Raw genomic sequence first — 24366 nt, 5'->3', positions numbered from 1 at the left:
CGCCCTTACTCCGCCGCCACAGGAATGCCGAGCGGCACCTGCGTGATCCGCCCACCGCCATGGGCCGCCTTGTAGGCCGTGATCCGCTCTTCCATCACCGGCCGGAAATGCCGGATCAGCCCCTGGATCGGCCACGCGGCCGCGTCACCCAGGGCGCAGATCGTGTGCCCCTCGACCTGGCGCGTCACCTGTTCGAGCATGTCGATTTCCTCGATTTCCGCCCGCCCCTCGACCATCCGGTTCATGACCCGCATCATCCAGCCGGTGCCCTCGCGGCACGGCGTGCACTGGCCGCAGCTCTCATGCTTGAAGAATTGCGAGAACCGGGCGATCGCCTTGATGATGTCGGTCGATTTGTCCATCACGATCATGCAGGCAGTGCCCAGGCCCGAGCGCTCGGCGCGCAGGCTGTCGTAATCCATCAGCACCGTTTCGCAGATCGACGCCGGCAACACCGGCACCGAACACCCGCCGGGGATCACCGCCAGCAGATTGTCCCAGCCGCCGCGCACCCCGCCGCCATGCTTTTCGATGATTTCCTTCAGCGGCACGCCCAGCTCTTCCTCGAACACGCAGGGCGTGTTCACATGGCCCGAAATGGCCATCAGCTTGGTGCCCGCATTGTTCGGCCGCCCCAGCGCCGAGAACCACGAGGCCCCGCGCCGCAGGATGGTGGACGACACCGCGATGCTCTCGACATTGTTGACCGTCGTCGGGCAGCCATACAGGCCCATCGCCGCCGGAAAGGGCGGCTTCATGCGCGGCTGCCCCTTCTTGCCTTCCAGGCTTTCCAGCAGCGCAGTTTCCTCGCCGCAGATATAGGCGCCGGCACCGCGATGAATGTAGAAATCGAAATCCCAGCCCGATCCGGCAGCATTCTTGCCGATCAGCCCGGCCGCATAGGCCTCGTCGATCGCAATCTGCAGATGGCGCGCCTCATTGAAGAACTCGCCACGGATATAAATATAAGCCGCATGCGCCCCCATCGCGAACGACGCAATCAGCGCACTTTCGATCAGCTTGTGCGGCTCGTGCCGCAGGATTTCGCGGTCCTTGCAGGTCCCCGGTTCGGACTCGTCGCCATTGATGACCAGGTAATGCGGGCGTCCGTCCGAGTTTTTCGGCATGAACGACCATTTGACACCGGTCGGAAAGCCAGCCCCACCCCGGCCACGCAGGCCGGAGCCCTTCATCTCGTTGACGATGGCATCCCGGCCACGCGCCAGGATCTCGGCGGTGCCGTCCCAGTCGCCGCGCTGGCGCGCCCCGGCCAGGCGCCAGTCATTCTGACCATACAGGTTGGTGAAGATCCGGTCTTTATCCTGAAGCATTGCCGTCTCTCCCGCTCAGCCCTGATCTGCCGGACTATCCGCCAGCGTCTTGCGCCCACCTTCCGGCGCCGAGTTCACCCGGTCGATCATCGGTCCCGGTGTCGGGCGTTCGCCACGACGCAGCGCCTCGATCAGCTCGATCGTGCGCGGCCCGTCCAGATCTTCGTAGAAATCATCATCGACCTGCAGGATCGGCGCATTGGCGCAGGCGCCCAGGCACTCCACCTCGGTCAGGGTAAACAGCCCGTCGGCGCTCGACTGGCCGAAACCCGAAATCCCGGTCGCCGTCTTGCAGGCCGCAACCACATCGTCCGACCCACGCAGCCAGCACGAGGTCGTGGTGCAGACCTGAAGATGATACCGCCCGATCGGCTTGGTATTGAACATCAGGTAGAAGGTCGCCACCTCATAGACACGGATCGGCGCAACCTCCAGCCGGCGCGCGATCTCGTCCATCGCCACGCGCGGCACCCAGGCGCTGCCCGTCTGCCGGCCCATCTGCTTCTGCACGACATACAGAAGCGGGAGCGTGCCGCTGGCCTTACGCTCGGGCGGATATTTGGCCAGGATCGCCGCGATCTGCTCTTCGCTCTCGGCATCGAAGGCGAAGGAGTCGGGCTGTTCGATCTGATCGATGGGGGAATGAGCGGACATCTCTGTCACCTGTCTATCTCGCCGAACACCAGGTCCAGCGACCCGATGATCGCGACCGCGTCGGCCAGCATGTGGCGGCGCGACATCTCGTCGATCGCCTGCAGATGGGCAAAGCCCGTGGGCCGGATCTTGCACCGGTAGGGCCGATTGCTGCCGTCCGCGACCAGGTAGACCCCGAACTCGCCCTTGGGGCTTTCGACCGAAGTATAGGTCGCGCCCGGCGGCACGTGGTACCCTTCGGTGAACAGCTTGAAATGATGGATCAGCGCTTCCATCGACCGCTTCATCTCCCGGCGCGGCGGCGGGGTGATCTTGTGGTCCTGAATCTTGACCGGCCCCGGCTTGATCTGCGCCAGACACTGCTCGACGATCTTCACGCTCTCGCGCATCTCCGCCACACGCACCAGATAGCGGTCGTAACAGTCGCCCTGGCGCGTGACGGGGATGTTGAACGTCACCTTGTCGTAATTGTCATATGGTTGCGCCCGGCGCAGATCCCACGGCACGCCCGATGCGCGCAGGCAGGGGCCGCTGAACCCCCAGGCCAGCGCCTGCTCGGTGGTGAACACGCCGATCCCGACCGTCCGCTGCTTCCAGATCCGGTTGTTGGTCAGCAGCGTTTCCAGATCGTCGATCCAGCGCGGGAACTGCCTCGCCCACTCCGCGATCCGCTCTTCCAGTCCCGCCGGCAGGTCGCGCGCGACCCCACCCGGGCGGAAATAATTGGCATGGAAGCGCGCGCCCGACGCCGCCTCGTAGAATTCGATCAGCTTCTCGCGCTCTTCATACCCCCACAGCGCGGGAGTCAGCGCGCCGCAGTCGAGCCCGAACGAGGTCAGGTTCAGGATATGGTTCAGGATGCGCGTCATTTCGGCGAACATCACGCGAATCCATTTCGCGCGGTCGGGGATCTCGATCCCCAGCAGCTTCTCCGTCGCCAGCGCGAAAGCCTGTTCCTCGCACATCGGCGAGACATAATCGAGCCGATCGAAATACGGCAACGCCTTGGGATAGGTCTTGTATTCGATCAGCTTTTCGGTGCCGCGATGCAGCAGCCCGATATGCGGAATGGCGCGGGCGACGACTTCGCCTTCCATCTCCAGCACCAGGCGCAGCACGCCATGGGCCGACGGATGCTGCGGGCCGAAATTCAGGGCGTGGGAATCGATCTCCACGGTCCGGATTTCCGCCTTGGCGGCCGCGTCAGCCGACAGCAGCTCTTCCGGAATATCCTCGTGAAGGACAATGTCGCTCATCGTCCGCTCTCCCTCACCTTGCGCGCCCTCGCCATATGTCTGGATGGTCCCGTCATCGCGGCAATTTCAGTCCCTGGCGGGATTCATGCGCCTTCTCGTCGCCCGGCAGGGTCAGGATGCCCTCCCATGGCGATTCGAAATCGAAATTGCGGAAATCCTGCGTCAGCTTCACCGGCTCGTAGACCACCTGACGGCGATCCTCGTCGTACCGCATCTCGACATAGCCGGTCAGCGGGAAGTCCTTGCGCAGCGGATGCCCCTCGAACCCGTAATCGGTCAGGATACGGCGCAGATCCGGCTGGCCCGAGAACAGGACCCCGAACAGGTCGTAGCACTCGCGCTCCCACCACGTGGCACAGGGCCACAGATGATGCACCGACGGCACCGGATTGGTCTCATCCGTGGTCACAATGACGCGAATCCGGTGGTTACGCGTCACCGACAGCAGATTGTAGACAACCTCGAATCGCTCCGCCCGCGCCGGATAATCGACACCGCACAGATCCATCAGCTGTTCGCAGGCATAGCGCGGATCGTCGCGCAGCAGCCCCATCAGCGCCAGCAACCGGTCGCGGCTGGTCCGCACGACCAGTTCGCCATCCTCGATCGCGGCGGAATGGATACCCGGCACGCTCGTCGACAGCGCGAAGGCCAAAGACCCCAGCGCGCCACGCGACTGGGCCTGCTGGGTCGTCAGTTCGGTGCCCGGTTCAGCCACGGAGAATCGTCCCTGTCCTGCGGATTTTCTTCTGCAGTTGCAGAATGCCGTAGATCAGCGCCTCGGCCGTCGGCGGGCAGCCGGGAACGTACACGTCCACCGGCACGATCCGATCGCATCCGCGCACCACGGAATAGGAATAATGGTAATAGCCGCCACCATTGGCGCAGGACCCCATCGAGATCACCCAGCGCGGCTCGGCCATCTGATCGTAGACCCGGCGCAGGGCCGGCGCCATCTTGTTGGTCAGGGTCCCGGCCACGATCATCACGTCCGACTGGCGCGGCGACCCCCGCGGAATGATGCCCATCCGGTCCAGATCATAGCGCGGCATGTAGGCGTGGATCATTTCCACCGCGCAACACGCCAACCCGAAGGACATCGGCCACAGACTGCCGGTGCGGCCCCAATTGACCAGCTTGTCGAGGTTGGCGACGACGAACCCCTTCTCGGTGATCTCGCCGGTAATACCCTTGATGACGGCATCCTGCTCCGGCCCCGGGGGCAGCATGTCGCGGTTCCAGGCGATCGCGCCCTGCCCGTCACCTGTCGCATCAGCGATACTCATGCCTCGTCTCCCTCCCCTCGCTCAATCCCGGTCCGGCTCAATCCCAGTCCAGGGCGCCCTTGCACCATTCATAGATGAACCCCACCGTCAGGATGCCCAGGAACCCCATCATCGACAGAAAGCCGAACAGGCCGATCCGCGACAGGCTGACCGCCCAGGGGAACAGGAAGGCAACCTCCAGATCGAAAATGATGAACAGGATCGCCACCAGATAGAACCGGACATCGAAACGATGCCTGGCATCGTCGAATGCCTCGAACCCGCATTCATAGGCCGAGACCTTCTCGGCATAGGGCTTCTGATGACCGAAGAGCAGGGAGCTTCCCAGCATCGCGCCGGCGATCACGACCGCCAGGACACCGAAAACCAGAACTGGAAAATAATCCGCAAGAACGGAATTCATGGCGCGTCTCCCTGACTGATGGCACGCTTGCCGCGGGCGTCATGACGAACAGGGCGTCGTCATGGTCAGGAGGTTAGACCCATCGTCCGGACGCGACCAGACCGCGACGCGCCATCGGGGGATGAACATTCCCGTGATGATGAATACGCTACGCGGATATGCGCGTTAGGGACGACCTGTCTTTTGTCGGACCAAAATATTGGGAGCCGGACCAGATCCGATTATTGGGAAGATGCACCTTTAACAGGTGCCATATGGTCGATCATTATTAAACATGAAACGACCGTGGCGCGAGTGACGGGGCTCGAACCCGCGACCTCCGGCGTGACAGGCCGGCGCTCTAACCAACTGAGCTACACCCGCGAAGGCGTGAGGCGGTGTTTAACCATGCAGCCGGGACGCGTCAACCAGACGATTGTCATTTTGTCCGGTATCCCGACGAAGCAGGACAGTCATCCGGCACCGGGCCGGCATAATGGTGGGCGATGACGGGATCGAACCGCCGACCCTCTCGGTGTAAACGAGACGCTCTACCGCTGAGCTAATCGCCCCAGAACAAGGCTGGCCCGTCAGGGCCAGCCGGGGAGCAGGCGGACAGGCCGCCTGCTCCGGTCACATCAGCGCGTGATCAGCTCACGGCTTCCTTCAGGTTCTTGCCCGGCTTGAAGCGAACCGAGGTCGAAGCCGGAATGTCGATTTCCTCGCCGGTGCGGGGATTGCGGCCCTTGGCCGCCTTGCGGGTCGCCGTCACGAAGGTCCCGAAGCCCACCAGACGGACCTCCTGCTTCTTCGACAGGGCCTTCTCGATCGCACTGAACACGGCGTCGACCACTTCGCCAGCCTTCGCCTTGGGCAGATCGGCATCATCGGCCACAGCGGCGACGAGTTCCTGCTTGTTAAGTGGCTTCTCCATTTTACGCCTTTCTTTCTCTGTGCACGCGCCGGAACCGAGCTCTCGCCAACGCCGCATTGGCCCGCACTATGCAGCCGTTTTTTGCCGCGTCAACCGAGCACGCCGCCCGGATCAGCCGAAAATCCGGCCAAACCGGGGGGTTGGTGCCATTTTGACACAATCAATGCGGTGTCAATGCGGCAGGGACGCAGCAGCCATTCCCGTTGCAGGGGCCGGATTGGCAACCGCGTCTTCCGACTCCTGGCTCCATTCGATCGGCTCGGGGCGCCGGGCCAGGGCCTGGCCGATGACGTCATCGACATGAGAGACGGGAATGACGCGCAGACCCTTCTTCACCGTGTCGGGGATATCGACCAGGTCCTTCTCATTGTCCTTGGGGATGAAGACCGTCTTGATGCCCGCCCGGTGGGCGGCCAGCAGCTTCTCCTTCAGCCCGCCGATCGCCAGCACGCGGCCGCGTAGCGTGATCTCACCCGTCATCGCCACGTCGCGCCGCACCGGAATGCCGGTCAGCACGCTGACCAGCGACGTCGCCATCGCAATGCCGGCCGAAGGCCCATCCTTCGGAGTCGCCCCCTCGGGCACATGCACATGCAGGTCGCGCTTCTCGAACAGGGTCGGCTTGATGCCGAAGGTCACGGCCCGGCTGCGGACATAGGACAGGGCCGCCGCAACACTCTCCTGCATCACGTCGCCCAGCTTGCCCGTCTGCTTGATCGCGCCCTTGCCCGGCACCATCACGCTCTCGATGGTCAGGATCTCGCCCCCGACCTCGGTCCACGCCAGGCCGGTCACGACGCCGACCATGTCCTCGGCCTCGGTCTCGCCGTAGCGGAACCGCTTCACGCCCGCGTATTTTTCCAGGTTCTTGCGGGTGATCGCCACCTTCTTGGCCTTGCCGGTCACGATCTCGCGCACCGCCTTGCGGGCCAGGGTCGCAATCTCGCGCTCCAGGTTCCGCACGCCGGCCTCACGCGTGTAACTCCGCACCAGTTCACGCAGCGCATCGTCGCTGACCGACCATTCGTCCGCCTTCAGGCTGTGCGCTTCCGCCTGCTTGTTCAGCAGGTGGCGCTTGGCGATCTCGACCTTCTCGTCCTCGGTGTAGCCCGACAGGCGGATGATCTCCATGCGGTCCAGCAGCGGCTGGGGCATGTTCAGGCTGTTGGCGGTGGTGACGAACATCACATCCGACAGGTCGTAATCGACCTCCAGATAATGGTCGGCGAAGGTCCCGTTCTGCTCCGGGTCCAGCACCTCCAGCAGTGCCGAAGACGGATCACCGCGCCAGTCGGCCCCCAGCTTGTCGATCTCGTCCAGCAGGAAGAGCGGATTGGAGGCCTTCGCCTTCTTCATCCCCTGGATGATCTTGCCGGGCATCGAGCCGATATAGGTCCGCCGGTGGCCGCGAATCTCGGCCTCGTCACGCACGCCGCCCAGCGACATGCGCACATAATGGCGCCCCGTCGCCTTGGCGATCGACCGCGCCAGCGAGGTCTTGCCCACGCCCGGCGGTCCAACGAGGCAGAGAATCGGCCCCTTGACCTTCTGCGCCCGGCTCTGGACCGCCAGATATTCCAGGATGCGCTCCTTGACCTTCTCCAGCCCGTAATGGTCCGTATCGAGCACCTTCTCGGCCTCGGTCAGGTCGCGGCGCACCTTGGACCGCTTCTTCCACGGCAGGCTCAGGATCCAGTCCAGATAATTGCGCACCACCGTCGACTCGGCCGACATCGGGCTCATGGCACGCAGTTTCTTCAGCTCCCCCATGGCCTTGTCGCGGGCTTCCTTGGGCAGGCGGGCCTTGGCGATCTTTTCCTCAAGCTCGGCGGTCTCGTCCCGACCTTCCTCGCCCTCGCCCAGTTCCTTCTGGATCGCCTTCAGCTGCTCGTTCAGATAGTACTCGCGCTGCGTCTTCTCCATCTGCCGCTTGACGCGGTTGCGGATGCGCTTTTCCACCTGCAGGACGCCGATCTCGGCCTCCATATGCGCAAACACACGCTCCAGCCGGGCATTGACGCCGGGGATCTCCAGGATCTCCTGCTTCTCGGCGATCTTCAGGTTCAGATGGCTGGCGATCGTGTCGGCCAGCTTCGACAGATCCTCGATCTGGTTCAGCGAAACCAGGACCTCGGGCGCGATCTTCTTGTTCAGCTTGATATATTGCTCGAACTGCGAGACCACGGTGCGCCCCAGCGCCTCGCCCTCGTTATCGGCCGCTGGCTCCTCGGTCACCGGCGTGATCTCGGCCTCGAAATGCCCGTCGATATCGTGCAGCGCGGTAATCCGCGCCCGGCGCACCCCCTCGACCAGCACCTTCACCGTGCCGTCGGGCAGCTTCAGCAGCTGCAGGATCGTCGAAACCGTGCCGTAGCGATAGATATCGTCCGCCGACGGATCGTCCTGCGACGCGTTCTTCTGCGCGACCAGCAGGATCTGCTTGTCATGCTTGGTCACCGCTTCCAGCGCCCGGACCGATTTCTCGCGCCCGACGAACAGCGGCACGATCATGTGCGGAAAGACGACGATATCGCGCAGCGGCAGCACCGCCATCGTCTCGGAATCGGCAATCCCCACCCCTTCCACATCGGAGTCGGCGGCGGTCAGGGGCAGATCCTGGTTCTCGTCCGCCGCGGAGCCGCTCTCGGGACGATCAGAATCGGGTCGGATGGATTTGGGCATATCGTGTGACCTCCTGAAGGACGATCGCGGGTGGGCGCCCATTCGCGGCACGCCCCGCCCGGTGTGTCGCTGACGCGATCACGGATAATATCATGTCGTCATTCGGGGCCGCCACGGCAAGACCCCGGACGATGGGGAAACGCCGCCCGCATGGGGCACCGCCCCCGATGCGGGACGGCAGTCCCGGAGAAAAGGCCAGGGCGAACAGTCGGTCAGGCCGACTGTTCAGCGGGCTTTTCCTTGCCATAGACATAGACCGGGCTGGTCTTGTTCTCGGCGACCTCCTTGTTGATCACCACTTCCTCCACGTTCTCCAGCCCGGGCAGGTCGAACATGGTGGACAGCAGGATACTCTCCATGATCGCACGCAGGCCGCGCGCGCCGGTGCGCCGGGCGATCGCCCGCAGCGCCACCTGCTTCAGCGCATCCTCGGTAAAGGTCAGCTTGACCCCTTCCATCTGGAACAGGCGGGCATACTGCTTCACCAGCGCGTTCTTCGGCTTGGTCAGGATCTCGATCAGCGCCGCCTCGTCCAGATCCTCCAGCGTCGCCACCACCGGCAGACGGCCGATGAACTCCGGGATCAGGCCGAATTTCAGCAGATCCTCAGGCTCGACGTCGCGCAGGATCGCACCCGTCCGCCGCTCGTCGGGCGACTGGACATCCGCGCCGAAGCCGATGCCAGACCCCTTGCCGCGCGCACCGATGATCTTGTCCAGCCCGGCAAAGGCACCGCCGCAGATGAACAGCATGTTGGTGGTGTCCACCTGCAGGAATTCCTGCTGCGGATGCTTGCGCCCGCCCTGCGGCGGGACGGAAGCCACCGTCCCTTCCATGATCTTCAGCAGCGCCTGCTGCACACCCTCGCCGCTGACATCGCGCGTGATCGACGGATTGTCGGACTTGCGCGAGATCTTGTCGATTTCGTCGATATAGACGATGCCCCGCTGCGCCCGCTCGACATTATAGTCGGCAGCCTGGAGCAGCTTGAGGATGATGTTCTCGACATCCTCGCCGACATAGCCCGCCTCGGTCAGCGTGGTCGCGTCGGCCATGGTGAAGGGCACGTCGAGAATCCGCGCCAGCGTCTGCGCCAGCAGCGTCTTGCCCGATCCGGTCGGCCCGACCAGCAGGATGTTCGACTTCGCGATTTCGACGTCGTTGTTCTTCTGGCTGTGGGCCAGGCGCTTGTAATGGTTATGGACCGCGACCGACAGCACCTTCTTCGCGTGGAACTGCCCGATCACATAATCGTCCAGAACCTTGCAGATCTCCTTGGGAGTCGGCACGCCATCGCGCGACTTCACCAGATGCGTCTTATGCTCCTCACGGATGATATCCATGCAGAGTTCGACGCATTCGTCACAGATGAAGACAGTCGGACCAGCGATCAGCTTCCGGACCTCATGCTGCGACTTGCCGCAGAACGAGCAATACAAGGTGTTCTTGGAATCGCTGGACTTGTTATTCATAACCGCTCCTACCCCCGGAATGCCAGGCCGCGTACTGCCCGGACCGGGGTCGAAAATCTTGACTCAGGACAGGCCTTCCATCAAGCCCGCCCAAGCCGGCGGGTTGCGCCGAACAGAAAAAAGCGCCCCCACCCCTCATGCCCCGGATCTGAAGCCCGAAGACTTCAGATCAAAAACATTAAATAAATCAATATATCGGTGTCAGGCCTCAGCTTTTGGCCGCAACCGTCGTCGCATGATTGCGCACCACCTCGTCCACAATGCCGAAGGCCAGGGCCTCGTCAGCCGACATGTAGCTGTCGCGCTCCAGCTTGCGTTCGATCTCTTCGAGCGTCTGGCCGGTATGGGTTTCGTAGATCTCGTTCAGGCGCTGGCGGATCGTCAGGATCTCCCGCGCCTGGATCTCGATGTCGCTGGCCTGCCCCTGCGCCCCGCCCGAAGGCTGATGCACCATGACCCGCGCGTTCGGCAGGGCGAAGCGCCGCCCCTTCTCGCCACCCGCCAGCAGCAGCGACCCCATCGAGGCCGCCTGGCCGATGCACACCGTGCTCACCGGGCTGCGGATGTACTGCATGGTGTCATAGATGGCCAGGCCGGCCGACACCACGCCACCCGGGCTGTTGATGTAGAACGAGATCTCCTTGGTCGGATTCACGCTCTCGAGATACAGGAGCTGCGCCGACACCAGGGCGGCCACCTGATCGTAGACCGGTCCGGTCAGGAAGATGATCCGTTCCTGCAACAGGCGGGAATAGATATCGAAAGCCCGCTCCCCGCGTGAGGTCTGCTCGACCACCATGGGTACTAGGGCGTTGCTGAAGATCTCCACGGGATCCCGATCCCTCATAGTCTCATTCCCGTTCCTGAAAACGCGAAGACCCGACTCACCACCCCCGGCGGCGCCTGAGCGTCCATCGGGGAAGGTGGCCGGGTCGTTCCCCGGTTACCTCACACAAGATAGAGATAAACCGAGCGGATACCACCCCACCGCCATCATTTCGCGGCGATAAAAGCGATGGGGTGCCGATGGCGGGATACCGGACCGATCAGAGATCGGCGGGCGGGATCTCGGCCAGTTCCTCGGGCGTCACGTCCTTGTCGGTCACGGTGGCCAGCTCGATCACATAATCGACGACCTTGTTTTCAAAGATCGGGCCACGCAGGCTCTCGGCCGCCTGGGGGTTCTTGCGGAAGAAGTCGAACACCGCCTGTTCCTGGCCCTGATAGCGCATGGCCTCGGCCCGGATCGCCTGCAGCATCTCGTCCTGCGAGACCGTGATGGCGTTCGCACGGCCGATCTCGGCCAGCAGCAGGCCCAGCTTCACCCGGCGCTCGGCAATCTTGCGATAGTCGGCCCGCAGGGTTTCCTCGTCCTTGCCCTCGTCTTCCTCGTCGAGCTGCCCTTCCTTGCGGTCGGCCTCGACGCGCTGCCAGATCTGGCCGAACTCGGCATCGACCATGCCCTGCGGCGCCTCGAAATCGGTCTTCTCGGCCAGGGCATCCAGCAGCTCGCGCTTGATGCGCAGGCGCGACAGCTGCTCGTATTCCTGCTCGACCTGCTTCGTGATCAGCTCGCGGACCTTCTCCAGCCCCTCGAAGCCCATCTTCTTGGCCAGCTCGTCGTCGATCTCGACATCGACCGGGCGCTTCAGCCCCTTGGCCTTGATGTCGAAGGTCGCTTCCTTGCCCGCCAGGTTCTCAGCCGAATAATCGGCCGGGAAGGTAACGGTGATCACCTTCTCCTCGCCCGGCGACAGGCCCTCGATCTGCTCGGCGAAACCGGGGATGAAGCCCGCGCCGCCGATCTCGACATTCACGTCGTCGGCGGTGCCGCCTTCGAACGGCACACCGTCCAGCTTGCCCACGAAATCGACGACCACGATATCACCCTGCGCGGCCGGACGGATCTCTTCGACCGTCACGAAGTTGCGCTGGCGGCTCGCAATGTCCTTCAGGGCCTTGTCGACCGTCTCGGCATCGGCCGTCGCCTTCAGGCGCGTCAGGGCCAGGTCCGACAGATCGGGCTGCGCGATCTCGGGCAGCACTTCCATCTCGACCTTGAATTCCAGGTCCGTCTTCCCGTCCGGCTCGGCGCCGGAAACCAGGTCGACTCGCGGCTGCAGCGCCGGGCGCAGGTTGCGTTCCTCCAGCAGCGCACGGGTGGCGTCGCTGACGGCCTGCTCCAGCACTTCACCCTGCACGGCGGCGCCATAGCGCTGCTTGATCAGGCTCATGGGCACCTTGCCGGGACGGAAACCCGGCAGATTCATGGACTGCCCCACTTCCTTCAGGCGGGCGGTCCGCTTGCTCTCCAGTTCGCCGGCGGGCACCGTGACGGTGAAGCCGCGCTTCAGGCCGTCGGAAAGCGTTTCAGTAACCTGCATCTGCCAGGCCATCCTCTCGGTCAGAACTTCCAAAGAACGCACGAGTCCACCCGGGACGGCGACATCCGCACGCAAAAGCAGCCGGCACGAGCGGCGGCCGCACGCGCGCCACCCCCCACACCAATTCAATCAGTGCCTAGTGCTCTTCCGATGCCGGAAGGCGCAAGCGCATTCCGGCATCGGAAGAGCACTAGAATCAATATGCTAGCGGCCTGCTGATCCGAAAAATTCTCGCAAGAACCTCTCGGGCAGGACACTGGCCGGGCTGGTGCGGGCGGAGGGACTTGAACCCCCACGACTTGCGCCACCAGAACCTAAATCTGGCGTGTCTGCCAATTCCACCACGCCCGCATCGGCGCCCGGCCTCCAAGCGCGCGGCTTTAGCGCACGCCGCCTGATCCGGCAAGCCGACAATGGCGCGAGTCCGCGCTCCGGCGCGCCCGCACGCCCAACGCCACCGCCTCAGCCCGTGCCGCGCCCAGATGCTGGTCGAATTGTTCGGCCACCGGCCAGGGCCCCGCGCGCATCCCGGCCTCGCCGTGGATCCACACACCGGCGCAGGCCGCATGCCACGGCTCCATCCCCGCCGCCAGCAGGGCGGCAATGATTCCGGTCAGCGTATCGCCCGAACCGGCGGTGGCCAGCGCCGGCGTGGCATGGGCGTTGATCGCCGCCCGGCCGTCGGGCGACGCGATCACGGTATCCGGCCCCTTCAGCACCACCACGGCCCCGATCCGGCGCGCCGCGGCCCGCGCCGCATCCAGCCGCCCGGCCGCGGGCGCCCCGAAGACCCGGGCGAACTCCCCCTCATGCGGCGTGATGACCCCCACCCCGGCCAGACGCTCCGGCTGCCCCGCGGCCCAGGCGAACGCCCCGGCATCGGCCAGCACCGTCCGCCCCGCCCCCAGCAACGCGGGCAGCACCCGGCCCACCTCCTCTTCCGTCAGGCCCGGCCCGCACACCCACACCGTCCGGCGCCGATCCTCCAGCAGGCAGGACAGATCGCCGTCATCCACCACCAGCCCGGGTTCGGTCATTCTATACAGCCCCGCCGCCGGGCCGGCCGCCAGCCGCACCAGTCCCGCCCCCGCCATGCGTGCCGCGCCGGCGGCCAGCCGCGCCGCGCCGGGCATCGTGCCGCCCCCGCAGATGCTGACCACGCCGCGCGCATATTTGTGACTGTCCACCGTCTGGCCCGGCACCTGCCACAATCCCGGCTCGTTGCGCCAGGTACGGACCGGCACCGCGTCCCACACCGTATCGGGCATGCCGATATCGGCAACCACCAGCCGCCCCAGCTTCTCGCGCCCCGGCAGCAGCAGATGGCCGGGCTTGGCCCGCACGAAGGTCACGGTCATTTCCGCCGAAGGCGCATAGCCAAGGACCAGCCCGGTCGCGCCATCGATGCCGCTGGGCATATCCACCGCCACCACCCGCCGGGCCGCCGCCAGCACCGATGCCAGTTCCGGGTCGATCGCACGACTCAGCCCGGCGCCGAACACCGCATCGATCACAAGGTCAGCCCGCGCAACCTCTTCCGCCGTAAAAGCCACGCGCGGCCCACACCATTCGGCGGCAGCACTCGCCGCATCACCACCCGGCCGAGGCGGCGCCAGGCTCGCCACGGCCACCGGCCAGCCGGCCTGCGCCAGGCGCCGCGCCGCGACATAGCCATCCCCGCCATTATTCCCCGGCCCGCACAGCACCAGCACCCGGCACGGCGCGACATGGCGCATCACGGTACGCGCCACCGCCCGGCCGGCATGCTCCATCAGGTCGCGCACCGGCACCGTCCGGCTGCCCGCCTTGTCGATCAGGGCCATCTCGGCCGGGTCAGGCAACAGCAGCGCGTTCGACGCCTGAAGCGGCAGCTGGTCCATCGGACAATCTCCTCCGGTCAAGGGCGGCCTCTCGCGGGCGCCGCTCGCGCACCGCCGTCTTGCGCGCCGGGGCGGAATTGGCGATCAAGCATACCTCGACGTCCGCGTCCCGTCACGCGGGCCATCCCTTACCCCTGGCCGGGAGCTGACATGACCTCCTCGATCCTCTGGAGCCTCGTGCTCGCGATCCACCTGCTCGGCATGACCGCCTGGGTCGGCGGCATGGTTTACGCCGTGTTCGTCCTGCGCCCCAGCCTGGGGCTGCTGGATGCAACCCAGCGCGCGTCGGTCCACCTGCAGACCCTCACCCGCTTCTTCCGCCTCGTCTGGCACACAATGCCCACCGTCCTGGTCACCGGCTGGCTGATGATCCTGCACGAGGGCGGTTTCGCCACCATCCCGTGGCAGGTGAACGTGATGCAGTTGCTGGGCCTGGCCATGGCGGCCGTGTTCGCACGGATCTATTTCGGCCCGTTCCAGAAGGCCCGCCGCGCCATCCGCCCCCAGCCCGCCCTGTTCGACACCATCCGCTCGCTGGTAACGATCAATATCGGCCTGGGCGTTCTCACCATTCTATCCGCCGCCATGGCCCGCGGCCTGTAGGCTGGCGCGGCAGCGCCGCTCCTGGCGATCCGACGCGCGTTTCCTGCGCTTCGGTGCTCTCGGCCATCAAGGCCGCTCCGCTCCGATGCTCGGAAACACACGACGGGCGCGGCCCTGACGGGCCGCTCTCGCTCAGGATCGACGCCGCCGCACCAGCCTACCCCCGCCCCCTCCGGCACTTCTACAAAACAGGTAACGGCGCCGCGCCCATGGTGGTGATTCGGCCGGCGTTGAGGATCGATGCCGAGTTGATCAGCGACAGGTGCGAGAACGCCTGCGGGAAGTTCCCCACCTGCCGCCCGGTGGTGGCGTCATATTCCTCCGCCAGCAGGCCCAGGTCGCTGCACAACGCCAGCAGCCGGTTGAACAGGGCATGGGCCTCTTCCATCCGCCCCTGGGCGACATAAGCGTTCACCAGCCAGAACGAGCAGGCAATGAACGCCCCTTCGTCCCCGGTCACCCCCTCGATCACCCGATCAGGCAGATAGCGGCGGACGAATCCATGCTCGTCCAGCAATTCGCGCTCGATCGCCGCGATGGTGCCGCTCACGCGCGGATCATCTGCGGGCAGAAAGCCCACGACCGGGATCAGCAGCAATCCCGCATCCAGTCCCGTGCCGCCGAAATACTGGACAAAGCAGTTCTTGTCCGCGTTGAACCCCTCCCGGCACACCGTGTCATGAATATCCTGCCGCAGAGCCTTCCATTCCTCCAGCGGCGCCTCCAGCCCGTATTTCTCGACATCGCGAATCGCCCGGTCGAACGCCAGCCAGCACGAGATCTTGGACACGGTGAACTGGCGCCGTCCCCCGCGAACCTCCCACATCCCCTCGTCCGGCTCCTTCCAGATCGTCGCCAGATGCTGCAACAACCCCACCTGCAGCCGCCAGCCGTCGGTAATCGCGCACAGGCGCGTCTGCCGGGCCACATGCAGCGCCGCAATGGCCTCGCCATACACGTCGAGCTGAAGCTGACCGGCCGCCGCATTGCCCACCCGCACCGGCTTCGACGCCTCATAGCCCGGCAGCCAGCCGGCCTCCCATTCATTCAGCAGCCGCTCGCCGGCGATCCCGTACATGATCTGCACCTGGTCGGGGCTGCCGGCGACGGCCGCCTGCAGCCAGTCACGCCACGCCATCGCCTCCTCGAAATAACCGCCGGCCATGATCGCGATCAGCGTCAGCGAGGCATCGCGCAGCCAGCAATAGCGATAATCCCAGTTGCGCCCGCCCCCCAGTTCCTCGGGCAGCGAGGTGGTCGGCGCCGCGACGATTCCCCCCGTGGGCTGGTAGATCAGCGCCTTGAGCGTCAGCAGCGAGCGCCGCACCATGGCCGCATGCTCACCCTGATAGGTGCAGCGCCCGATCCAGTCCGACCAGAACTGTTCCGTCCGGTGCAACGCCGCCAGCGCGTCGATCGGCTGGGACAGCGCGCCGTGCGAATCCATATAGGTCAGCACGAAGGGCACCTGATCGCCCTCGGACACGATGAAGCGCGATACGGTATGGCGATCCTCGCCATGCAGCGCGACCGGACAGCGCAGCACGCAGCGCGACGGCCCGGCGATGGCACTGATGCCCATATTGTCCGGCAGGCGCGTGACCCACGGCACCGACAGCCCGTAATCGAACCGCATCACCAGCCAGTTGAGGATCGGCACCGCCCCGCGCCGCCCCTCGACGATCCGGATCAGGGTCGGCTCGGCAGCGCCGATGGCCATGAAATCCAGGATCGCGACCACACCGGTATGGGTCTCGAACACCGTTTCCAGCACCATGCCATGGTTACGATACGACCGTGTCACGGTAATCGGCGTGCCGCCCCGCTCCTCGTCCGGCGCCAACTGCCAATGTCCGTTCTCGCCGTCGCCCAGCAAGGCGGCAAAACAGGCCGGACTGTCGAAGCGCGGCCAGCAGAGCCAGTCAATCGACCCGTTCCGCCCCACCAGGGCGCAGCTGCGCCCGTCGCCGATCAGGCCATAATCCTCGATTTTCAACGGCGTGACTGTGACCACGGTTCCTCCAGAGACAAGACGCCAGAGACATGACACCCAACACAACGCGGCGCCGGAAGGCTGCCCCGCCCTCCCCGATGCTCCGCGCTTGATTTTCGTCCCATTTCTCGATACGGACAGTCACGCGGAATCGGAGGATTCGCCTTCATTTTCGCAAGGCCCTGCTTCGTCGCAGGAAAACAGGCCGAAAAAAGCCTGCCCAACCACATCGTGGCGGAATGGACGGGACCACACCACTGACACGTTCGAGAGAATTTTGAGCCCCAAGACGAATGCCTCCGCTTCGGCCGAACATGACGCCGAAGTCCATCCCGTCTCCATTGTTCCGCCTGACACGGACGCCGGTTCTCCCGGTGGCGAGCCGTCCGCTTCCGGTGCCGTGGATCTCCCGGCCGAGCAGGCTGACGCTGCCCCGCAGCCCCTCTTTTCCGATCTTGGCCTGTCCGAGCCGATCCAGCGCGCCATCGACGAAGCCGGCTACCGCCATCCCACGCCGATTCAGGCCCAGGCCATCCCATATGTGCTGATGGGCCGCGACGTGCTGGGCGTGGCGCAGACCGGCACCGGCAAGACCGCCTCCTTCACCCTGCCGATGCTCGAGATCCTCTCGGGTTCCCGGGCGCGGGCCCGCATGCCCCGCTCGCTGATCCTGGAGCCGACGCGCGAGCTGGCGCTGCAGGTGGCCGAGAATTTCGTCAAATACGGCAAATACCTCAAGCTGAACCACGCGCTGCTGATCGGCGGCGAAAGCATGGCCGAACAGAAGGACGTGCTGAACCGCGGCGTCGACGTGCTGATCGCGACTCCGGGCCGGCTGATCGACCTGTTCGAGCGCGGTGGCCTGCTGCTGACGCAAACCCGCCTGCTGGTGATCGACGAAGCCGACCGCATGCTCGACATGGGGTTCATCCCCGATATCGAGAAAATCGTCGGCATGCTGTCCCCGCTGCGGCAGACACTGTTCTTCTCGGCCACCATGGCGCCGGAAATCCGGCGCCTGGCGGACATGTTCCTGCAGAACCCCAAGGAAATCACCGTCAGCCGCCCGTCCTCGGTCGCCACGACCATCGAGGCCGGCCTGGTCGTGGTCGACGAGGAAGACAAGCGGCGCGTCCTGCGTCAGATGCTGCGCAGTGAAGCGGTGCAGAACGCCATCGTCTTCTGCAACCGCAAGCGCGATGTCGACGTGCTGTACAAATCGCTGGTCAAGCACGGCTTCTCGGCCGGCGCGCTGCATGGCGACCTGCCGCAGTCGGTCCGGTTTTCGACGCTCGAGCGCTTCAAGGCCGGCGATCTCAAGATTCTGGTCTGCTCCGACGTCGCGGCACGCGGAATCGATATCGGCGGCCTGTCGCACGTCTTCAATTTCGACCTGCCGTTCCATGCCGAGGATTACGTGCACCGGATCGGCCGCACCGGCCGCGCCGGCCGCACCGGCCACGCCTACAGCCTGGCCTCCCCGCATGACCGGGGCCTGGCCGAGGCGATCGAAACGCTGACCGGCCACCCGATTCCCCGCCTGGCGGTCGAAGGCGTGACCCAGCTCGAATGGTCCGAGGAAGAACGCCCCCGTGGGGGCAAGGGTCGCGGACGCGGCCGGGAGAAGGACGACCGTCGCGGCGGCAAGCCCGCCCGTCCGGCCGCCCCCGCTGCCGCCACACCGGTCGAGCCTCCCCCCGCGCGCGAAGCCACGGCCGCACCGCCTCCGCCGCCGCCCGCGCGCAAGCCCCCCCAGCATCGCCACCCGCGGGAGCGCGAACTGGAAGACACCGCGCAGGCAAACGGCAGCGCCGTTCTGGGCTTCGGCGCGGAAATCCCCGCCTTCATGCTGCTGCCGCGCCGCCAGTTCAGCATCACGCCCTCGGCCGACGACGAGAGCACGCATACGGCCGACGGACTGGCCTGACAGCCTGGCCGGGCATGCGCGTCGATGACGATCCGACGCGCATGCCCGGCCGCTCCCGCCCACCAGCCCACAATCAGGCTCCAGGCCCCCGGCGTCCTGATTGGCGCACGCCGGTCGGGACAGCGTGGATAGAAAACCGATGAACACCGAAATCGATATCAGCGCGCTCGGCGTGGACGGGGATGGCATTGCCCGCATGCCGGACGGCGAGCGCCTGTTCGTCCCCGGCGCCCTGGCCGGCGAGCGCGTCAGCGTCCAGCAGGTCGATGCCCGCTCGGCCCATCTCCTGTCCGTGCTGCGCCCCAGCCCGGACCGGGTCGCGCCGCCCTGCCCCCTGTTCGGCCAATGCGGCGGCTGTGCCATCCAGCATTTGTCCCTGCCGGCCGCACTGGACTGGAAGACCGAAACGGTCGTCCATGCCCTGGAACGGGCCGGCTTTGCCGATCCCCTCGTCACCGCACGGTTCCAGAGCCCGCCCGCCTCGCGCCGGCGCGTCGATCTGGCAATCCGCCGCCGGCCCGACGGCGTAGCCATCGGGCTGCACGCACGGCGCGGCGACGTGGTCGACCTCACGACCTGCTCGATCCTCGCCCCCGCATTGTTCGCCCTGCTGCCCGCATTGCGTGACGTGGCCCGCTCGCTGGGCGCGCTGCGGCAGAGCGGCGACGTGCTGATCAACCTGCTCGATTCGGGGCCGGACCTGCTGCTGGCAACCGACGGACCGCTGGAGCCGAGCGACCGCGCCAAACTGGCGGAATTCGCGCGCAGCCAGCGCATCCCCCGCATCGCCTGGCGCCGCGCCGGCACCACCGACACGCCGGAAACCGCCGCCCAGACCGGCCCGGTGCACCACCTCTTCTCGGGCATCGCCGTCGCCCCGCCGCCCGGCGCCTTCCTCCAGCCCAGCAGCGCGGGCGAAGCCGCCATCATCGCGGCCGTCCTGGCCGCACTGCCGCGCAAGCTGGGCCGCCGCGACGCGATCATCGAACTCTATGCGGGCTGCGGAACCCTCTCCTTCGCCCTCAGCGAGAAGGCCCGGGTCCTGGCCTTCGAAGGCCACCCTGACGCCGTCGCGTCCCTGCGCCGCGCCACCAGCGGCACCCGTGTCGTGGCCGAGCAGCGCGACCTGAACCGCCAGCCGGTCATGGCCCGCCAGATCGCCGAGGCCGGCGCCATCGTCCTCGACCCGCCCTACATGGGCGCCGGCGCCCAGATGGCGCAGATCGTCGACGGCCGGCCGCAGCGGATCATCTATGTCAGTTGCAACCCCCAGGCCCTGTCTCGCGACGCCGCCGGGCTGAAGGCGGCAGGATACACGCTGGACGGCGTGACGATCATCGACCAGTTCCTGTGGTCGACCGAGGTCGAAGCCGTCTGCACCTTCACCGCCCCGCCGGCACCCCGCCGACGGACCCGATAAATCCTGTCCGGAACAATCGGCGGGCGCCGCCCTGCCGGCCCCGCCGCGCGATCCGATAGAGACGAGGGCGCCCACGGAACGAGGATCGAGGAATGCGCTTCAGGTTCGGGCTCGCCCTTCTCGCCTGGCTGTTCATGCTCTCTCCGGCATGGGCGGAAGAGATCTCCGTTCGCGGGACGGTTCATCCCGTCGTGGTATCGAATCTCCGCCGCATGCAGGACACGATGGATGCCATCGCCCTGAAGGACGGCCAGCCAAGCGGCCTTCATCTCCATGTCGCGGCACGTCTGGAGCCTGGGGACCGTCCCCCCGAAGACGCCCATCTCTTTCTCGACACGAAGCGGGGCCCTGTTTCCCTGTTTCCCGAAGCCGGCAATGAACTTGTTCCGCCCCTCGACGAGGCCCTGGCGGCGGAAAATCCCAACGTCGTGGCAGCCCTGTCCCCGAACCAGGAAATCAGGTTCCAGGCAACGGCAAGCGTGGACCGGTTTCCGGCCAACCGCTTCACAGGCCAGGACGCGCGCACCTGGCTATCGACGCTTGACCGCCAGATTAGCCACAAGACCGGCTTCCTCCTGTCGGCCTTCGTCCCCGCCACGAAGAGCCTCACCGTCACGCTGCCACCCCGATCGGAATTTTCCGTGACGGAAAACAAAAAGATATTCAGCCTGGTCCGGAATCAGGCCGACAGGCCCTATGCCTTCACCTTCCAGCCCCGCCTCTATCCCGCCGAAGCCGTGTTCAGCAGCACAAGACCGATCTCCGGCATCGCGATGGTTTTTCCGGTTCCGTTCAGTCCCTGGAAGCGAACGGAATAAACCCATCCAGCCACCTGGACAGGCGTAAACGGAGGGCAGTGCGCGTCACTCGACTTGGCTGCTCCAAGCCCGCATTTTACCACGGTGCCGGCCGCCTTGCCGGCACGGGCAGCATCGCAGCCAGGCCCCTCGCGACCGGGCATGCCACGATCCGTTCCGATGCCATCGCGGTGCGCGTATTGACCGACCCCATGACAGGGTGCGCGACGGGCGTGGAATATGCCGACCGCCGGACATGCGCGCGTCACGTCGTACGGGCGCGTGCCGGTGTCCTCTGCGCGTCGCCCATCGAAAGCGTGCGCCTGCTCCTCAATTCCCGTTCGGCCCTGCATCCGCATGGTCTGGGAAACAACACCGGACAACTCGGCCGCTATTTCATGGACCAATGCTCCGTCCTCATGCACGGAAGATGGCCGGCCCGGGCCGTGGCGGGAGAGGCAGCGCCGCTGCCCACCCATCCCTTCCATGGCGTCACCGGAGGGTTCTACATTCCGCGCTATGCCAATATCGGGAATATCGCGAACCCGTCCTTCCAGCGCGGCTACAGCTATCAAGGGTCCATCGGCCGCCGCGACGGAGAGGATGCGGAGGGCATGATCGATATGTGCCCCTTCCCCATATCCGCTGCGCGGTGCACGAAAACGAGCGCGCGATGCTGCACCGGCAGATCAGCGACGGCATCGAGATGATCGAATCCCGCGGCGGCAAGGTAAAACTCTGGGGCTCGCCTCTCGGCCTGGCGACGTTGGGGGACAGGCATTCGCGACCGAGCCCCGAATCAAGCGATGGCTGATGCGATACATGTTCCCCAAGAGTATGGTCATGGGCGCCGCCGTCCATGAAAGCGGCGGCGCGCGCATGGGGACGAACCCCGCCGATTCGGTCCTCAACAGCTACGGACAATGCTGGGAGGCACCCAACCTCCTCGTAACGGATGCGTCGAGTTTTCCAACCGGCGGCACATTGGGCACGACGCTGACGGTCATGGCGGTGACAATGCGGGCCTGCGCGCACCTGGCAGACCGGTTGAAATCCGGGCAGATCTGACAATCACAGGAAATACGCGTTCAATGCGCGGACTTCCTCGGTCTGACTGCCCGGGCTTGGAGCGCGGTCCTCCGAACCTCTTCGCCGCGCCCCAATCGCCCGGATCCCGCTCCCTCACAGAGCGAGGAGTTTTCTCACCGCCGGCTCGATTGCGACCATCAGCCCCGCAGGCGGCAGGTTCACGCCCGCGAAGGAACCGGAGACATCGGCGGAACCATTGATGGCGGCATCTTCCTGATCGAAAATCGCCTTCTCGGGCGCCGAGAGCGTCCGTCCGCCATCCAGCGCCTTCAGCCCCGCCGCGGCGATGACCGCCAGATGGCGGGACGTCACCAGCGCGTCGGACAGGCCACGGACCTGCGCCACCGGCGCAAAGGCCGCATCATTGTCGCGCCAGGTCACAAGCTGCCGCCGCAGGGCCGGGACCACGCTGTGGTCTCCCGCCACATAGCGCGCCACCAGCGTCGAGAACCGCTGCGCCTGTACCGGATCGGGCGACGCGATTTCCCCGATTTCATCCAGCCTGTGGCCGTGGCGCCCCACATAGCGGTTCATGTTGTAGTTGCGCAGCGGAACCGTGGCACTCGCCAGCACCATCACCGGATCGACCGTGCCCGTCGAAAGCCGGGCCGCCATGCGCCACCTATTCGCCTCGCCCTGCAATCCCGTGATCTGAAGTTCGGAATTCACCACGGCGAGGCGCCGATACATATCGTCGACATCCCGCACCTCGGCAGGCGACCAGAACCGTTCCGCGATCGCGGCGGCGCGCGGCCAGATCCGCGCGTCGAGCATCTCGTCGGTCACGAGTTCCGCCCATAGCGGCGCCTCGCCACCCAGCACGAAGGATTTCTGCTCCTCGGTCAACGGCGGTGGCGCGGGCTCCTTCAGGAAGGCAGCGACCAGATCGGGGCGCGAGCCCTTCTTCAGCATTTTGTCGGCCTGCTCACGGGTAATCCCGTTCGCGGTCAGATCGTAGGGGTCGACCAGATAATGCTGCCCCGCCGGCTGAAGCAGATCGAGATAATATCCGGCGGAAACGATGACGGGATGATGGGCTTCGGTGGCCGAGCCGATGAATTTCGAACCGCGCCAGACATCGACCACCACGTCGGACGGAATGGCCGCCTCGCTGACCTCGTCCCACCCGACCATGATCTTGCCCTGGCTGGCCAGAACCTTCTGCACCTGGGCGGTAAACGCCGCCTGCAGCGCCTGCGGCGTCGCATAGCCATGGTCTTTCATCCAGGCCACGATCTTCGGATTCTTCATCCATTCGTCGGGATCGACCTCGTCGCCGCCGGAATGGAAATAGGCATCGGGAAACAGGCGGCCCATTTCACCGTAGAGCCGGCGCACAAGGCGCAGCGTCGCCGGCAGGGTCGGATCGAGCGCGGCCGTATTCTTGTTCTTCGGCTCCGGATTGACCGGGCTTTGCGCCGCCAGCTCCGGATGGGCCAGCAGCAGGGCCAGGGCATGGCCCGGCACGTCGAATTCGGGCACGATCCGGATGCCCCGATCCGCCGCATAGGCCACCAGATCCCGGATCTGGGCCTGGGTGTAATACTGGCCGTGCGATCCCTTCGCCGTCAGCTCCGGCAACACATGGCTCTCCACCCGGAAGCCGGTGCCGTCACTGAGATGCAGGTGCAGAACATCGAGTTTCAGCATCTCCATCGCATCGATCTGGCGCTTGATGGTCTCGACCGTCACGAAGTGGCGCGAGGTATCGATCATGATCCCGCGCCAGGCGAAACGGGGATGATCGGCAATGGTCGCGAAATCGACTTTCGGGCCGTTTTCGTCCCGCCCGATCAATTGCACGAGGGTCGCCAGACCGTGCATCACGCCATCGGGGCCGTCGGCCGTCAGCGTGGCGCCATCGGGGCCGACCACCAGCCGGTAATCCTCCTTCGCCCGCGTGGTCAGCCAGCCCGCATCCTGCCCGGCCTCGATCCGCACCGGAACCGGCGCAACCTTGGGGTCCACGGGGCGATCGGCCGCGGGCATCACCCGTCCGGCAAGCGCGTCGGCACGGCGCAGGAAGCGCCCGGCCGCAGCCTGCAGCATCGCGGAAGGCGGATGGCTCCACGACACGACGAAGCCCTCGGACAGCGGAAGCGCACCACCGGGGAAGGCAACCGAAGAGGGAAGCGGCATCAGTGCGGGAGCAGGAGCTACAGGCTCCGGCGCCGCCGGCTGTTCGCCCGAGGGCGTCGCGCAGGCCGAAAGGGCCATCGTCGCGGCAAGCAGCGAAGACCCGACAAGGGCCGCGCGCGCGGTCGAAAACTTCATGC

Annotated in this window: 20 protein-coding genes and 3 tRNA genes; 6 read left to right on the top strand and 17 right to left on the bottom strand. The window is 65.7% G+C overall.

Features of this window, described 5'->3' with window-relative positions:
* Positions 1-5 precede the first annotated feature (5 nt).
* From nuoF to HLH35_RS08825, 15 genes are all read right to left on the bottom strand, one after another.
* A complete protein-coding gene (gene nuoF, locus HLH35_RS08895) occupies positions 6-1331 on the bottom strand; it encodes an NADH-quinone oxidoreductase subunit NuoF (RefSeq protein WP_182978806.1) in 1326 nt (441 codons plus the stop codon).
* 15 nt (positions 1332-1346) lie between these two features.
* Complete coding sequence (locus HLH35_RS08890) at positions 1347-1985, bottom strand: complex I 24 kDa subunit family protein (protein ID WP_182978805.1); 639 nt, start codon at positions 1983-1985, stop codon at positions 1347-1349.
* A gap of 5 nt (positions 1986-1990) precedes the next feature.
* A complete protein-coding gene (locus HLH35_RS08885; RefSeq protein ID WP_182964072.1) occupies positions 1991-3241 on the bottom strand; it encodes an NADH-quinone oxidoreductase subunit D in 1251 nt (416 codons plus the stop codon).
* Positions 3242-3293: 52 nt separating this feature from the next.
* Positions 3294-3905 (bottom strand): NADH-quinone oxidoreductase subunit C, encoded by a 612-nt coding sequence (locus tag HLH35_RS08880; RefSeq protein WP_408870113.1) that lies wholly within the window; start codon positions 3903-3905, stop codon positions 3294-3296.
* Between the two features lie 46 nt (positions 3906-3951).
* Positions 3952-4527 (bottom strand): NuoB/complex I 20 kDa subunit family protein, encoded by a 576-nt coding sequence (locus tag HLH35_RS08875; protein WP_182964074.1) that lies wholly within the window; start codon positions 4525-4527, stop codon positions 3952-3954.
* 37 nt (positions 4528-4564) lie between these two features.
* Positions 4565-4930 (bottom strand): NADH-quinone oxidoreductase subunit A, encoded by a 366-nt coding sequence (locus HLH35_RS08870; protein WP_182964075.1) that lies wholly within the window; start codon positions 4928-4930, stop codon positions 4565-4567.
* Positions 4931-5216: 286 nt separating this feature from the next.
* A tRNA-Asp gene (locus HLH35_RS08865) sits at positions 5217-5293 on the bottom strand.
* Positions 5294-5406: 113 nt separating this feature from the next.
* Positions 5407-5481 (bottom strand) — tRNA-Val (locus HLH35_RS08860).
* A gap of 77 nt (positions 5482-5558) precedes the next feature.
* Complete coding sequence (locus tag HLH35_RS08855) at positions 5559-5843, bottom strand: HU family DNA-binding protein (RefSeq protein WP_012227333.1); 285 nt, start codon at positions 5841-5843, stop codon at positions 5559-5561.
* 171 nt (positions 5844-6014) lie between these two features.
* Positions 6015-8525 carry an endopeptidase La gene (gene lon, locus HLH35_RS08850; protein ID WP_182978803.1) on the bottom strand — a complete coding sequence of 837 codons (2511 nt, stop codon included), beginning with the start codon at positions 8523-8525 and terminating at the stop codon, positions 6015-6017.
* Between the two features lie 212 nt (positions 8526-8737).
* Positions 8738-9997, bottom strand: a complete 1260-nt coding sequence (gene clpX / locus HLH35_RS08845; RefSeq protein WP_114727217.1) for an ATP-dependent Clp protease ATP-binding subunit ClpX — start codon at positions 9995-9997, stop codon at positions 8738-8740.
* A 208-nt stretch (positions 9998-10205) separates the two neighbouring features.
* Positions 10206-10844 (bottom strand): ATP-dependent Clp protease proteolytic subunit, encoded by a 639-nt coding sequence (locus tag HLH35_RS08840; RefSeq protein WP_182964078.1) that lies wholly within the window; start codon positions 10842-10844, stop codon positions 10206-10208.
* A 199-nt stretch (positions 10845-11043) separates the two neighbouring features.
* A complete protein-coding gene (tig, locus tag HLH35_RS08835) occupies positions 11044-12381 on the bottom strand; it encodes a trigger factor (protein ID WP_182978802.1) in 1338 nt (445 codons plus the stop codon).
* Positions 12382-12647: 266 nt separating this feature from the next.
* Positions 12648-12732, bottom strand: a tRNA-Leu gene (locus HLH35_RS08830).
* 29 nt (positions 12733-12761) lie between these two features.
* Positions 12762-14261: an NAD(P)H-hydrate dehydratase gene (locus tag HLH35_RS08825; protein ID WP_182978801.1), complete on the bottom strand. Its 1500-nt coding sequence runs from the start codon at positions 14259-14261 to the stop codon at positions 12762-12764.
* Positions 14262-14411: 150 nt separating this feature from the next.
* On the opposite strand from HLH35_RS08825, the gene HLH35_RS08820 reads away from it, so the two are divergent.
* Entirely contained in the window at positions 14412-14864 is a 453-nt protein-coding gene (locus HLH35_RS08820; RefSeq protein WP_182978800.1) for a CopD family protein, read from the top strand.
* Positions 14865-15045: 181 nt separating this feature from the next.
* Here HLH35_RS08820 and HLH35_RS08815 read toward each other — a convergent pair whose 3' ends face one another.
* Positions 15046-16878: a glycoside hydrolase family 15 protein gene (locus HLH35_RS08815; RefSeq protein WP_182978799.1), complete on the bottom strand. Its 1833-nt coding sequence runs from the start codon at positions 16876-16878 to the stop codon at positions 15046-15048.
* Between the two features lie 319 nt (positions 16879-17197).
* Here HLH35_RS08815 and HLH35_RS08810 point away from each other — a divergent pair, with 319 nt between their 5' ends.
* From HLH35_RS08810 to HLH35_RS19895, 5 genes are all read left to right on the top strand, one after another.
* Positions 17198-18784, top strand: a complete 1587-nt coding sequence (locus HLH35_RS08810) for a DEAD/DEAH box helicase (RefSeq protein ID WP_408870112.1) — start codon at positions 17198-17200, stop codon at positions 18782-18784.
* 139 nt (positions 18785-18923) lie between these two features.
* Entirely contained in the window at positions 18924-20204 is a 1281-nt protein-coding gene (locus HLH35_RS08805; protein ID WP_182978797.1) for a class I SAM-dependent RNA methyltransferase, read from the top strand.
* 92 nt (positions 20205-20296) lie between these two features.
* Positions 20297-21022 carry a hypothetical protein gene (locus tag HLH35_RS08800; protein WP_182978796.1) on the top strand — a complete coding sequence of 242 codons (726 nt, stop codon included), beginning with the start codon at positions 20297-20299 and terminating at the stop codon, positions 21020-21022.
* A gap of 38 nt (positions 21023-21060) precedes the next feature.
* Positions 21061-21711: a hypothetical protein gene (locus HLH35_RS19900; protein WP_246384966.1), complete on the top strand. Its 651-nt coding sequence runs from the start codon at positions 21061-21063 to the stop codon at positions 21709-21711.
* A gap of 112 nt (positions 21712-21823) precedes the next feature.
* Positions 21824-22069, top strand: a complete 246-nt coding sequence (locus HLH35_RS19895) for a GMC oxidoreductase (RefSeq protein WP_246384965.1) — start codon at positions 21824-21826, stop codon at positions 22067-22069.
* Positions 22070-22183: 114 nt separating this feature from the next.
* Here HLH35_RS19895 and HLH35_RS08790 read toward each other — a convergent pair whose 3' ends face one another.
* Positions 22184-24364, bottom strand: coding sequence for a beta-N-acetylhexosaminidase (locus HLH35_RS08790; RefSeq protein WP_246384964.1), 2181 nt, complete (start codon positions 24362-24364; stop codon positions 22184-22186).
* Between the last annotated feature and the right edge of the window lie 2 nt (positions 24365-24366).

It is taken from the genome of Gluconacetobacter asukensis (assembly GCF_014174375.1).
GTDB lineage: Bacteria > Pseudomonadota > Alphaproteobacteria > Acetobacterales > Acetobacteraceae > Gluconacetobacter > Gluconacetobacter asukensis.
Note: the sequence above shows the minus strand (reverse complement) of the source record. Positions and strands in the feature narration are given on the sequence as shown.